The organism is Desulfosporomusa polytropa (assembly GCF_055380075.1).
In genome coordinates, this window is sequence record NZ_AP042400.1 from 4321347 (window position 1) to 4334417 (window position 13071).

Below are 13071 nucleotides of genomic sequence, written 5' to 3' on the forward strand. Positions count from 1 at the left end.
ACAAGAGAATAGCGGGTTTATAGGATATGGTTTTTGCGTACATAATTGTATACTTTAGTGAACATTCTATTTGCTTTAGGTATGAATTATAATAAAGGAATTTTATAAAAAATGTATAATTTAGACAAAAAGACCTTGAGGAGGAAAATATGAAAAATATTGCCGTTGTTATTGGTGTGAGTGATTATGATAGCTTGGGAGAATTACTGGGCTGTAAGCAAGATGCTGATATTATGTGTAAACTGCTTCTAGGAACTCAAAAATACGATAAAATCTTGAGTATTAGTAGTAAAACTAAAAGTTATGAAGTCAAAGATAAACTAGTTGATTTCTTAGATAAATATCGTTCAGAGACAATAAATGAGTTGCTTTTTTACTTTACGGGTCATGGTGACTTTTTAAATGATGAATTCTATTATCTACTTTCTGACTATAATAATAACCAAAGAAAAAGTAGCTCACTTCAAAACTCAGAGGTGGATAACTTAATTCGAAGCCTAAATCCTAACATTACTATAAAGATTGTGGATGCTTGCCACTCAGGTGTATCTTATATTAAAGATGCTAATATATTTGAGAAATATTTACAGAAAAATACTTTAAATAACTGCTACTTTTTCTTTTCATCAACTACAGAACAATCATCATATCAAAACAAAGATATGAGTTTCTTTACCAAGAGTTTTGTGTCAGCAATTCTTAGTCGTAACGGGATTGAAATAAGGTATAAAGATATAATGGATTATATATCAGATGAGTTTGCAGATAATAGTAACCAAACACCTTTTTTTGTTGTTCAAGCAAACTATACTGAAAAGTTTGGACTTATTCCCGAAAATATTAGAAAGGAAATAAGTTCTACATTACAGGGACTAAATCCCGTTAAGTCAGGAAAAACACCACTTGTTTTAAAAGCAAAACAGTTAGCTGAAAAATTTTGTAATCAGGAAGACATCATACAACTTTATAATGTTATTAGGGAAACTGTTAGTAATTACACATTTAAAAGTGAAATAGCAGATTTGTATACTCTTACAACCGAAGTTTTTGGAGATATAAACAATCTCCCGCAGATAGACACTATAGGAAACTGGCTAGAAAAAAAAGGAGTAGAAGATTATTTTGTACGCTTAATAATAGATGATGATAATCCGTTTTCGAGCACTAAAATTGATATTGAACTCGAAGATCTTCCATTCAAAGCAATTCGTATTTACGCAAAAGCTAATTATCAGTCTATTCAAAGCTATACCCTTTTCTTATTTCCTATCTTCTCAAGAACTCGTTTACGTTTGTTTTCTTATACAACCAACTATCTTACAAAAGGTTGGAATGATGAATATTTGAACGCTCAGGCAAGTTGGAAATACAAGGACTTCGATTTGAAACCTTTTTCAGAAGTGCAAAATACTATCGTTGAAATGTTAAATCTATTTGACAAATATATTGCAACAACACTTGCAGCTAAGTTTAATGAAAAAGAGGACGCAGAGACACAAACCTCTCATGATGACGACTCTGCCGATAATGCTAGCTAATAGTAATCCTGCTCACTAAAATCATTGATTTATCTTTATTCCATCACAGGTAATCCATAGTATAACCTAATGCACTTACTGGCAAATTCAGCATCTAAGTACTCTGCAATAGCCTCCTGTTCTTCTTTGCAGTCTAAAGCTAAGTATACGATCTCCAACATAGCTTCCTTAGAATCAGTATCCATTACATTGTTCACCATACTCACAGTATCAATTCTCTGTAGCAGTTCCATAGCTTTACTATAATCATTAATCAAGTAACTATAGACCTTGTGTTCCTCACCGTTTCTATCCATAACTATACTACCGCTTTCGTATTTTTCCATATTATCCATCATCCTTCCATATTGTATAAAATTAAAGAACGCTAGTTTTGCCATGCAGATATCAAAGGTATCAATATTAGTACCTTCCTTGCTTGCATACCTCAGTAGCTCCTGTAGTGCTTCATATTGTTCTTCGAGTGTATATGCTTCAGGAGTCCTAAATTTCTCAAAGATAGTCCCTCTCAACATTAGCACATCTATTACCTTTGGGACTAACTGAGTAGCATCTGGGGCGTCTTTAAATAACATAGGGTAGACCTTGTGTTCCTCACCGTTTCTGTCAACTAGTATCATATAATCAATCCTTTCGTTTTTAACTTGACCTATGGGCGGGATAACTTGTACCCCATCTAAACGCAAAAAGGCGTTCAGTAAATAAATAAGGATACGGCGATTTACCGTACCCTCTGACTTAACTCCACCTATTTAGTGATTTCTCTCTATATAATAGGTTTGTAATAATCTCTGGATTCTGACTTAATATCTTGCTTACTGATTCCGCTGTTGGAGCCATAGGTATTACTGTAACATTCCCATTACCACCTTCTTTGTTTAACATAGCTAATAACATTTGATTCTGTTGTACCATAAGTTTGTTAGCTTCTATTAGGTGTTGATTTTGTGACTCTTGCTGCTGCACATGGACATTAACTACAGGTTGAGTAGCGAGAGCTTCATTCTTAAAATATGGTGCATATTGCTCTCCCTTCATTAGCTCTGGATTGTACCCTAATTTATCAGTAGCGTACTTTGTTAAACCATCGGCACCAAGCATACCTAGCTCTTTACCTGATTGCTGCCATAGTTGTCTACCACGATCCCGATTATCCTCAAGTGGAATTATAGCTTCCTTTTTGTTACCTTCCGCGAATCTTGCGATATGCTCTGTATCAAATATCCCGCCAGTAGCATGACCAGTAAAAGGTGTTAATAGGGAAGTGAAGTTGAAACCATAACCTGAACTTGAGCTACCACCTTTGCCTCCAGATAATCCAAGGAGTTGGCTTAGTAAACCTGGAGTACTGTTCTTAATCTTAAAGAGTGCTTTAATAGCATCATTAGCTAAATCGTTCCATTGCTTCTTCCATATTTGTCCTAATGATTGATTCTGTACTACTATATCTGAGACTACACTGGCGTACCCGGAACGAATCTCATAAAATGTATCTCCAAGCTCCTCAGCCTTTTGTTTAAGTTGGTTTACTGCGGCCTGTTGCTTCAGGAAGTCTTCGTCAGAATGTGGGCTATCCTGTATTTGCTTGAGTCTTTTTTCAGCTTCAGCCAATTCTTGAACAGCATATTTGTACTCGACAACTTTCGTTTGATTTGGCGTAGCGAACCTGCCTAAACCGTAAGTTTCATTCTGTTGGTTATAACCTATTTTTCTCATATTTAATTCATAAGCACTCATAGCATCACTTGCGGTTACCTTAACAGTGTCATTAGCAGCCTTAGTTGCATCTTTTCTTATCTCTGATACCTTAGTCCTTAAGTTATCCGCTAAGTCCACAAGTTTGAGTAATGTCTTTTCATCCTGAACATAATCCTTGTAGGACGATACAAACTCTTGTTTCTCTTGCTTTGATAATGAACTCCATGCTGCCTTACGTTCAGCCAGGGCTGCTACTAGAGTCTCATTGGTGGAAACTAAGCTTTGCGCTTGATCTTCATATTCACTCGCTAGACTTTCCATTTCCATCCCTTTTGCAATTAAGTCCATAATATAACTGTTCATGGTTCCAACTTTTTGCGCTGTGATATCAGCAGAGACACCGAATATGTCCTGTTTAGTATTAAGCTTATCTAAGGCTCCTTGATAGTCTTCTGAAGAACGCTTTAAGTCCTTAAAGAGAGCATCTACTTCTCGCCCCTTTTCCAACCTAAACAACTCTTGAGTCTTATCTGGTGCATCCTTTGTGCCACTACCAGACTTACTTTTGGCTTTCTTTGCGTCCGGTTCCGGTACTTCATCGCCACCAACCCTAGCACCTCCTGCTCCTGGAGTATATAGTCCAGCTAATGAAGCGGCTGTCCCGCCCTTGTTAGCATAAAATGATACGGCATCATTCTTTATTTTCTCTGCTTTAGCGTTGGATTCTTCAGCTTGCTTTAGTAGGTCTGCGGTATTGCCCATGCCACCAGCAGACAAATCACCTTCGACCTGTCCCCACCCTATTTGAGCATACCAGGGCATATCTTTAAATTGTTCACGTTCACTATCCAAGGTTCCAGCCATATCTTTTAACCAACTGGCTTTATTGCGGTGATACTTAAACATCATTTCTTCGATACTGCCTAGGGCTTCACCAATAGCAGAACATGCCTTATCAAAAGCTACAGCTTCATTATTGATAGCTCCCACACGTTCATTACAAAAGGTAATAGTATCATCAGCAAGTTTGCGTTGAGTGGTCTTTAGCTCATTTAGCGAACTCTGTATCTCAACTGATTTCTGTGAGTGGATCTCCTGTTCTTGCGTTATCGTTGTCTGGATATCCTCAGAAGATTTTATGCGCTCAACTCCAGCTTCACCAACGATTTTAGCAAGTTCTGATTCAGTAGTACCCATGATTCCCAATAGCTTAACCCTGGCTTCTTCATCAGTACCAACACTAGCTAATTGGCTCTTAAGCTGTTCATATACGCTACCTAAAGTTCCAATATGTTCAACTTGGCGTTTGTTCTGGTCAATTTCCTGCTGTTTTACGCTAATCATATCTTTGGTTTTCTGTTCGGCTTGATCTTGTGCGCTTACAGATTCACCAACATTAGCAGCATAGATAGCTGTTGCGGTTCCAGCGGCTATGATTCCTGCCATTAAAAGCGAGAGACCGCCCGTAGCGGTTGCGGTTGCTGCTCCTAAGACTCCCATTGAACCTGCTGTCCTGGCTGCGGCTGCTCCTTCAGCGGTCAAAGCTGCTGTCTCTGCGGTTGTGGTGACTACATTAGCGGCCTTGAGTGCGTTTAGGCTCACCATTGAACCACTAAGGAAAGTTAATCCAGACTTAACAGCGTAAAGAATAATGCTCCATTTCACCATTGAACCAACAATAGAATAAACTTCTGTGGGTACTTGCTGCAGTCCCTTGATTAAATTATTGATATCATCAAGCCAGGATTTTATATATGCAATTCCTCCTGCTTGACCTCCCGTCATAACTAGGGATTCCAAAGATACCTTTAACCGTTCAGCCTTACGTGTAATTGTATCGAGTTGATAAACTATTTGCTTATCGGTCATACCGGAAGAGTTAATGCTAACCCCAAGTAATCGAATGTACTCATTAGGATCACCCATGAGAGCAGCAAACTTCGACACTTGGAACTTCCCAGAACTCATGTCTCTAAATGCTTCCTCAAGATTAGTTTTGACCATTGGGATTTTAACCATTGTTTCCATTAGTAGGTCAGATAATTTCTTGAAGCTCTTAGTTCCGTCTTCACCAATGTTATAAATAGAGATACCAAGCTTTTGAAATTCTTCTTCGGCTTTTGTTGAATGGAGCGAATTCAAAATCGACTTCACACCCTGGCCTACCGTAGCTCCACTTAAACCGCTATTTTTTGTTATCGTTCCTATTAAGGCATTTAGCTCATCATAAGAAACGCCTACTGCATGTGCTGCCGCTGCAGACCTCATGTGAGCTTCAGCTAAGTCTTGCGCTGATATCTGTGCATTATGTGATACTGCGGTTGCTGCGTCCATAGCGTGTGTAGCAAAATTAATAGCGTTCCCTTGTTGCTGAAACGCTGAGACACTTGATTCTATATATTTGTTAGCTATTTCTGGACTAAAATTATCTGCCACGCTGAGTTTTACAGCTATCTCGCTGAGGAAAAGAGCCTTTTCCGTATCCTTATATTGCCTACTTACCAACCTAAGACTATCAGTTACATTATTAATCTCAGTTCCATACTTTTGAGCTAACGCTAGAGATTCTTTGACTACTTGGTTATATGAATACTGATTCTCATGCATTTGCGGCATCGTTGTCATAAGCTGACTATACTGTTGCTCCAGGTCTGCCAAAGTAGTCACAGCAGCATAAGGAATTCCAATGCCAGCACCTAATATAGCTCCAGATACCAAATACCCTGCATGATGCTTCAGGTTCCCTAGTGTCCGTTCAAGTAAACTAGCGTTCTTATTGGCTAAACCCAGGCTATTACTGAAGGACTTATGCTCACGATCCAACTGCTGAATAACTGGAACTATGTTTTGGTATTTATTAAAGTAATCCTGATTCCCTGTCTCTTGGAATAACCTGTGGTACTTCTCTGCCTGTAGTGTCAAGTCAGACAATGACCTTTTGTAGCTCTCAAAGAGCTTACCCATTCCGTTATTGCCAGTGTCACCAACTTTTGAAAGTCCATCATTGATACTGGTCACATGTTGGCTTACAATAGAGTTAGCTTTTAACAGGTCTTCTTTGAGTTGTTCTGAGATATTACTGTTGATAGCATTCTGATTCTTAAGTTTGCCGAATGCGTCCTGAATGCTTTGTATTTCACCCTTTAGCTTGCTGATTCCGGTTACTACGATATCAAATTCTATCCTTCTATGTTCATTATCCAATTAATACCACTCCCTAATATTGTTTTTAACGTCTATTAATAATCGTTTTTCATTAGTTTATATTGTTATCACATTATCTGTAAATATAGATTCTACAATAGTTTGCTTTCGCTGTCCTATATTTACCAATTATTGCAAGCTACTGTCCCGCCCACTGTTTTCGCTAGATTTAGATGGTATATAGTCCATGTGTTGCAAAGCATCTATGCATCAATCTAAGTTATTATCAATTCTCTATACCTCCTATCTAAAATATTTCTATAGATAAGCACATGAAAAGACCCACGGTTAATAATGCCGTGGGTTAAACATGTCAATCACTATAGGCTTATTTAGTTTCCCAATCAATCAAATATAGAACATACCAAATAATCATAACAAAGTACTTAGTATTATCTGATTCGTTAACCAATATAGCGCAGTTCGCTATAGTTAGACAGAATATGTTTTCATTCTGGCTGACTATCACCTTCGTAACACTAACCATAGATATTACTTATTGATATTGGTTAAGTAGTTCATCAGAATCATATCAGCTAATCATATGGAAATAACCATATGTAGATTGATGTATTGTTGATGTTGTACTTAAGGTTTTATCATAAGTAGGGTTACGCTTCGCGCTTCGCTTGCTTTTGCTATCGCAAAGAACGCTATCGCGTTAATACGGTTCAAGTATAAGTTATGTTATTGTCCTATGACTTGTATTATAGTCGCCTTATGCTGGCCTAAATATTCCAACAGGATAACCAATAGAAATAATACCATTGGCATTCCTGTTGATGTCCTTTACATGTCCATAAGCATTACTATAATACCTTAGTTTTCTTTTAATGAAGACACCCTTAGAACCCTTTATTTTACTAGGTTTATTCTAAATTCTGCTACCTTTGAAGTAGCGAAAGTTAATCCTCATGTTCTCTCCCTAAGAAATTCTGTAGAGCATACCTCATTCTAGCACTGGGAATATATAAGTATATTTCCTTATGTTCCCTTATAGCTGACCGCCAGACAAACTGCAGTAACTCTGATAGAGCATAACTTTCCTGCTGTTTCTTATCTATCGTTATCCCATGTATCTTAAAGAAGTTAATGACTATCGGATTGATAAACTTATTGATAACATATGCCACCGCTATTTTATCTCTGTACAAATTAGTTGCCCTAGCGTTACAAGATAGAAAACCATTGCTGTATCCTTTGCCCTTCAGTTGCTCTTGGTTTTTCTTAAAGCAAGTCCACAGATTTAATTCACTAGATGTCTGTGTATCGTGCTTAAAGAATCCATAGATATTATCCTTCACTCTCTTAAGCTGATCTCTCGTTGCCTTATCATACCAAGCACTACTTAGATATCCATAAGAACTTCTATCACGGCCTACTTTGACTGTCCCAATGTCATTCTTCTTGCCAGTGTAAATGTTAATCTTGATATCCTTTGTATCATCCTTGAAGTCCTCTTCGAATTCTACCAGTTGATAGTGATTGTTTTCAGCTTTGCTAACTCGATAGTATTCATATGAGATATTGTGTAAATCAAAGTAAAATTTCTGTACCTGACAATCGAACATGTAGGTTAATATAAAGGTTTCCTTAAATTTTTTAAAGATTGTTGCCGGGAATACCCATACTAAAGCTGTATTATTGACCACTATAACTGACTTAGTAATACATAATCGCTTAATCTTGTTGTATGCACCGTCATAATTATCAACGTCCCAAATTAAGTACCCTGTTTCCTCGTCAACATGTGCTAACTTAGCTGCTAGTATAGTTGGCAAATCGTCTTTCCTAAAATCCTCATTTGATATTACTTCCGCTACCTCATCCATAATTAATGTATAATTGTGTTTCTCTAAGGCTTCTATAGTTTTCTTCGTTGTTAACTTAAAGAGCGCATGTGTACTAACGACATTTTTCCCCTCAGATAACAATCTATTTAAACTGTCGAGCTTCAACTCACCTGTCTTGATGTTACTGTCTGGCTCTTCAAAGTTTCTACAGTTGTCTTTTACACGCTGCACTTCATTAAGATAGGGCGTAATGTATATATATTTCTTATCTGGATTATCATTAATCATTTGAATAGCATAACTTGTTTTACCGCTTCCCATGATGCTATCTATTACTTTAATCAATGTTGTCACCTTCTTATTATGAAATTATCATTATGTCTACGCAAGCCAAAAGACATTAATAATACTACTACCTGTCTATTACTCGATGGCATCTATTTTGGGCGTGTCTATAAAATTATGAGTTTGAATTAAATTTGAACTGCAGGAAAAATTCAATTACTTGGATAAAATATACTTTGTTACTGTAATACCGGGAGGAGAATAACTTGAAAAATAGCGAAGAACTGTTTGGTCTATGCGTCTATCGAGATAAGTACTTATATCATTATACAAAATTAGCTACTGCACTTGAAAAAATACTTAATTCGGGCACTCTAATGTTTAATTTATTTTCATGTAGCAATGATCCCAGAGAAACAAAAGAATGGATAAGTACCGGTTGTAGCACTGGGTCAATAGATAAAAAAGTTTTTTGGGAAACTGTTGATATAGGGCAAAAAGTAACCAACCAAATAAAAAAACAAAGCAAAATTTTATGTTTTTCGCTAGATAGTGATGAAACAACATCCAAGAACAAACATAGCAGAGGGTACTTTAAATCGAGAATGTGGGCGCAATACGCTGAAAACCATAGAGGTATTTGTTTGGTTTTTAACCGCGAAAAAATAACTGAAAAAATAAATTCAGAATTTAATCTAAACGGATTTTTAAAAAGCGAAAAAGTTACTTATCACGACAAACCACCCGTGGCGCATGATGCACTAACTTTTGATTGCAATGAATTAGGTGGTATGAAGGAAGATCAATTATTAAATATATATCTCGAAAAGTATGCCTCATTTTACTTCTTTACCAAAAATTATGATTGGAAAGATGAGTCTGAGTATAGGTTTGTTTTATTAAATAATAATCCCGAACCGGAGTTCTTCTACTTTCAAGATGCTCTTGAGGCTATTATTTGTGGTGAAGACCTCCCCTCAGTTTATATCCCTCTGCTAACTTTGTTTAAAGAAAAATATAACTGCCAATTAGCTCAAATTGAAACTTATAACGGAGTACCTACTCTTAATAGCATATAAGTAAATTGATAGTAATAAGTATTCACTTCCACATCACAATCCAACTAAGCGAATTGCAGGTTCTTGCTTATTAATCTGACAACCAAAGTTCTCCATATGTTCAATAAATGATTCCTCATGTTTAGTATCAACCTTGTAAATTTGGTTAACCCATAAAATCCATTTGCATGATGGAGTTAAGTTACCGAGTTCATAAGTAATAACCAATGGCTCCTTCTTTGGTGCTTCAGCAGCTTTCTTTGGTTTTGCAATAACGCAACCACTCCTTTGCTTAAATTAGGTATTTTAACCCGCTAAAATCAAGGGCTTATTAGGTAGTAAAATCAGACTTAGATACAAACTATAGGCCACTTAATTTCACTACCTAGGTATTACTCAAAATACATATCTGTAAGCTTGCTAGTGACATGCTGCGGTATCTGTTTAGTACCTTGTTCCATAGCTGACATAAACTGTTGGTTAACTCCAAGTAACTTAGCAAGCATCTTCTGTGATAATCCCAGGGACTTCCTGACCTGCTTAACAAAATTATCTACGCTTATCTGTTGCCCCGTAGCTTCACCATATGAGAAGTACTCTTTGCCAGCTATATAGGTATACTTGAGCATCAAAGTATTCCCGCAATCGCAAGGTAAACTTGGTTCATAATTAGTCTGAGTGTGTACCTTGTGGCACGAATCGCAAAAATACAGGTGGCGTTGCAGCTTAGAAAGTTTAGATTTGCATTCAGTTCTTGCTTGCTTAAGCACCGGATCATCATGACATATATCCAGTTTTACCTTTTGTTCCTTAGTGGGCGGGTTGACTGCGGCTTCTAAGTGAGCTATATAATGATAATCTGTAGTATCACCACAGCAATTATAGAGACTGCTATCCCATTGCTTTGATCTCGTGATTTTCTTGCAATGGTCGCAATAGTACAAATGATTCCCCTGTTCTAAATCTGCGCGGTATCCTTGTTCATAAAGCTTTTCCTTCGTTATCATATCTACAACACCATTCCTTCGTATACTTAATAATTTTTCTCATATAAACGACTCCTCCAGTCTCACTCTGTGTCTCCTCCAGGCAAAAAGAAAGAGTAGGCTAATCAAGCCCACCCTTGTAGTAACTTACGAATATTTGACCAATCTCTTTAAATATCTCATGTAACTTAAGATTCTCACACTCAACCTTATGTTGATCCTTTCCACCATCATTGACCAATGTATAAGCTGCTGTGATTAGTTTGTTAATATTGTCCTCTAGCATTGGCTCTGCCTCTAGGATTATCATCAGTTTATCTTCTCGTGTCATTAAACGCACATCTCCTTCCCAGATAAAACAAAAGGGGATAGTCTACGCTATCCCCCGTTTGAACTTCTCGAATTCTCCCGGTATCTGTTCCAGTACAAAGTCTGGTACTCCTGCAACTGGATCAACTAGAATATCACCTTTAGCTGTCACTCTGTATCTAACGCCATCCATACGCAAGTTACCTTTAGTAACAAAGTCCAATGTTGGAACATTCTGAGCGTCATTGAAACGGATATCTGAGATTAGTTTCTTTTGTTCAGCTTGGTATTCCTCGCTTGCGATCTTCTGTTTCCATTGTTGAATATGTCCTTGAATTGCTTCTGTAAATGAGTCCGGTGCATCCTTAAAATTCGTTGTTGGTACGCCTACGATATTGCTGTAAGTTCCATCTAGTACCCTGCCATCTGCCATTTTGACTTTGAACAAAGATCCACCAATATATCCATCAGATTTGTAGTTTAGTAGCTCTTTAGTCTCCCAGGACTTCAAGAACTTATCAAAACATGAGTCACAGCACCATTCAAAAGTTACATTCTTATCTTTATCGACAGTCATCTCATATCGAATTTCTGTTTGACCTTTGATTGTTTTCCTACAGGTATCACATTTCATTTCTATTGTCGCTGAATATTTCATTAACAACACTCCTCACAATTTTTTGTACAGTTTCCACAGTCAAACATTGAACTATAACAGTCGCATACACCTAAAATACCTCTGGCTGCTTTGCTAATTTCTTCCGTTCCAACTATAACTACAGGTAAATCCATACCGTTGTTAGAGTGTTCCACTATTAGATATGAATTCGTTATCAGCCGTTTTAGTTCTGCATACATCATTGGATTATGCTCCTGGATTGCCTCGATTTGTTCTGTAAGTGACTTCATTCTACATCCATCCTTTTCGTTTAATATTATTGATCTTAGTTTTCCTGTAGATAACCTGTACAAATACTATTTATAACCTGAAGTGCATCTTGGATTTCACTAACTTCAAACTCAATACTATCTGGAGATAATAACTCAGTGTTAGAGCAAACCGTTAGTAAATATACGTTCATTATTAGTTTACTGAGTGCTACTGTTAACATTGGGTTTTCCTTAAGTATCTCTGTGAGTGTATCCTCTATTGACTCTAAATGTATCTCCCCTTGATGCACATTAATCTTTGCGATATTCAAAAGGTTCTCAATTTCTTCCGTCTTGTCTTCAAGTAAGTTCCTATAGTACTCAATAATTTTTCGTTCGTTAGCGTTTTTCATAGCACCATACTCTCTAAGTACCTTTACGAATGCTTCATCCATTTAATATTCCTCCATAGTCCCATATTTTTCTATCATGTAAACTTTGTACTGCTGGATGATTTCCCTGAATAGCATAGCGTTAACCTTTGGTTTTGTTCTGATAGTACCTTTGCCTTTGATTAGTTCCAGGTTTTCAATTAGTAGTCCATCCTCAGTTAGTATATCGGCTAGTGTGATTATGTCCCTTCTGTGTGGCTTAAATTGAATATCGCTGCTTATTCCAGGTGTTCCTCCTTCCGTTCCCATTCGGATACAATAGCTCTATAAACTTTGTCATAAGTGGCATCAGTCATCGAATGCGCGACTGAATAATATCTAGTGCTTCCATCGTTCCTGTCAATGCCTCTATGTGTAGGCCACTTAATGAAATACCCTACTCTATCGTTTTTACCTAAGATGATGTCTGCAATTCTTATTTTGTCTTCACCAAAAACCAAAACTAGGCTTATTGCAGATAACGTCCACTTGTGCCGCTTGCTTGGTTCATTGAACCTAACTCCAACAACTTCCATTTGAATCTCTCCTTTTAAATTTTGTTTAGTCAATAGGTAAAAATTAAGACAGGTCACTAGGTCTGCATTGATACAAACTTATCATTTTAGTTAGTAGCTCTCTGGTTGGATTTTGTTTAAGTTGTTCAATTAGGCATAAATAAGTCTTTGAGATTCCCAAAATATTTGCTGCTTGTACTTGTGTTAAACAAGCTTTCATTCGATATTTACGATATTTTGATAATACCGACATTCAGTCTCACCTCCTGTTTATAAACTTTGTTTAGCAAAATGCCCATAAAAAATCACTCAAGCAAATTGCCTGAGTGATCTAATCTAACCTTATAAAATTCCTAATTTGAAAATTTCTTTTTTATACCCTCT

Annotated in this window: 12 protein-coding genes; 2 read left to right on the forward strand and 10 right to left on the reverse strand. The window is 36.9% G+C overall.

What is annotated here, in order from left to right:
• Positions 1 to 149: 149 nt before the first annotated feature.
• Positions 150 to 1538 carry a caspase family protein gene (locus tag ACZ449_RS21975; protein WP_464258189.1) on the forward strand — a complete coding sequence of 463 codons (1389 nt, stop codon included), beginning with the start codon at positions 150 to 152 and terminating at the stop codon, positions 1536 to 1538.
• A 35-nt stretch (positions 1539 to 1573) separates the two neighbouring features.
• Here the strand turns inward: ACZ449_RS21975 and ACZ449_RS21980 are convergent, their stop codons facing one another.
• The 3 genes from ACZ449_RS21980 to ACZ449_RS21990 all read right to left on the reverse strand — a co-directional run bounded on the left by ACZ449_RS21980 (position 1574) and on the right by ACZ449_RS21990 (position 8578).
• Positions 1574 to 2158: a hypothetical protein gene (locus ACZ449_RS21980; RefSeq protein WP_464258190.1), complete on the reverse strand. Its 585-nt coding sequence runs from the start codon at positions 2156 to 2158 to the stop codon at positions 1574 to 1576.
• 118 nt (positions 2159 to 2276) lie between these two features.
• Positions 2277 to 6440, reverse strand: coding sequence for a phage tail tape measure protein (locus ACZ449_RS21985; RefSeq protein ID WP_464258191.1), 4164 nt, complete (start codon positions 6438 to 6440; stop codon positions 2277 to 2279).
• A gap of 905 nt (positions 6441 to 7345) precedes the next feature.
• On the reverse strand, positions 7346 to 8578 hold the full coding sequence (locus tag ACZ449_RS21990) for a hypothetical protein (RefSeq protein ID WP_464258192.1): 1233 nt from the start codon (positions 8576 to 8578) through the stop codon (positions 7346 to 7348).
• Positions 8579 to 8784: 206 nt separating this feature from the next.
• Between ACZ449_RS21990 and ACZ449_RS21995 the strand changes: the two genes are divergently transcribed.
• Complete coding sequence (locus ACZ449_RS21995) at positions 8785 to 9597, forward strand: DUF2971 domain-containing protein (protein ID WP_464258193.1); 813 nt, start codon at positions 8785 to 8787, stop codon at positions 9595 to 9597.
• A gap of 371 nt (positions 9598 to 9968) precedes the next feature.
• Here the strand turns inward: ACZ449_RS21995 and ACZ449_RS22000 are convergent, their stop codons facing one another.
• From ACZ449_RS22000 to ACZ449_RS22030, 7 genes are all read right to left on the reverse strand, one after another.
• On the reverse strand, positions 9969 to 10583 hold the full coding sequence (locus tag ACZ449_RS22000) for a helix-turn-helix transcriptional regulator (protein WP_464258194.1): 615 nt from the start codon (positions 10581 to 10583) through the stop codon (positions 9969 to 9971).
• Between the two features lie 100 nt (positions 10584 to 10683).
• A complete protein-coding gene (locus ACZ449_RS22005) occupies positions 10684 to 10893 on the reverse strand; it encodes a hypothetical protein (RefSeq protein WP_464258195.1) in 210 nt (69 codons plus the stop codon).
• Between the two features lie 42 nt (positions 10894 to 10935).
• On the reverse strand, positions 10936 to 11529 hold the full coding sequence (locus ACZ449_RS22010; RefSeq protein WP_464258196.1) for a hypothetical protein: 594 nt from the start codon (positions 11527 to 11529) through the stop codon (positions 10936 to 10938).
• Positions 11529 to 11780 (reverse strand): hypothetical protein, encoded by a 252-nt coding sequence (locus ACZ449_RS22015; protein WP_464258197.1) that lies wholly within the window; start codon positions 11778 to 11780, stop codon positions 11529 to 11531. Before ACZ449_RS22015 ends, ACZ449_RS22010 begins: the two co-directional genes overlap by 1 nt.
• A 35-nt stretch (positions 11781 to 11815) precedes the next feature.
• Positions 11816 to 12196 (reverse strand): hypothetical protein, encoded by a 381-nt coding sequence (locus tag ACZ449_RS22020; RefSeq protein WP_464258198.1) that lies wholly within the window; start codon positions 12194 to 12196, stop codon positions 11816 to 11818.
• 215 nt (positions 12197 to 12411) lie between these two features.
• Positions 12412 to 12708, reverse strand: a complete 297-nt coding sequence (locus tag ACZ449_RS22025; protein ID WP_464258199.1) for a hypothetical protein — start codon at positions 12706 to 12708, stop codon at positions 12412 to 12414.
• Between the two features lie 43 nt (positions 12709 to 12751).
• Complete coding sequence (locus ACZ449_RS22030; RefSeq protein WP_464258200.1) at positions 12752 to 12940, reverse strand: helix-turn-helix transcriptional regulator; 189 nt, start codon at positions 12938 to 12940, stop codon at positions 12752 to 12754.
• Between the last annotated feature and the right edge of the window lie 131 nt (positions 12941 to 13071).

What these genes read in the sequence shown, in the direction of transcription:
- ACZ449_RS22010 (WP_464258196.1), bottom strand. Translation starts at nt 11,529, where the DNA reads ATGAAATATTCAGCGACAATAGAAATGAAATGTGATACCTGTAGGAAA.
- ACZ449_RS21980 (WP_464258190.1), bottom strand. Translation starts at nt 2,158, where the DNA reads ATGATACTAGTTGACAGAAACGGTGAGGAACACAAGGTCTACCCTATG.
- ACZ449_RS22000 (WP_464258194.1), bottom strand. Translation starts at nt 10,583, where the DNA reads ATGATAACGAAGGAAAAGCTTTATGAACAAGGATACCGCGCAGATTTA.
- ACZ449_RS22025 (WP_464258199.1), bottom strand. Translation starts at nt 12,708, where the DNA reads ATGGAAGTTGTTGGAGTTAGGTTCAATGAACCAAGCAAGCGGCACAAG.
- ACZ449_RS22030 (WP_464258200.1), bottom strand. Translation starts at nt 12,940, where the DNA reads ATGTCGGTATTATCAAAATATCGTAAATATCGAATGAAAGCTTGTTTA.
- ACZ449_RS21975 (WP_464258189.1), top strand. Translation starts at nt 150, where the DNA reads ATGAAAAATATTGCCGTTGTTATTGGTGTGAGTGATTATGATAGCTTG.
- ACZ449_RS22015 (WP_464258197.1), bottom strand. Translation starts at nt 11,780, where the DNA reads ATGAAGTCACTTACAGAACAAATCGAGGCAATCCAGGAGCATAATCCA.
- ACZ449_RS22005 (WP_464258195.1), bottom strand. Translation starts at nt 10,893, where the DNA reads ATGACACGAGAAGATAAACTGATGATAATCCTAGAGGCAGAGCCAATG.
- ACZ449_RS22020 (WP_464258198.1), bottom strand. Translation starts at nt 12,196, where the DNA reads ATGGATGAAGCATTCGTAAAGGTACTTAGAGAGTATGGTGCTATGAAA.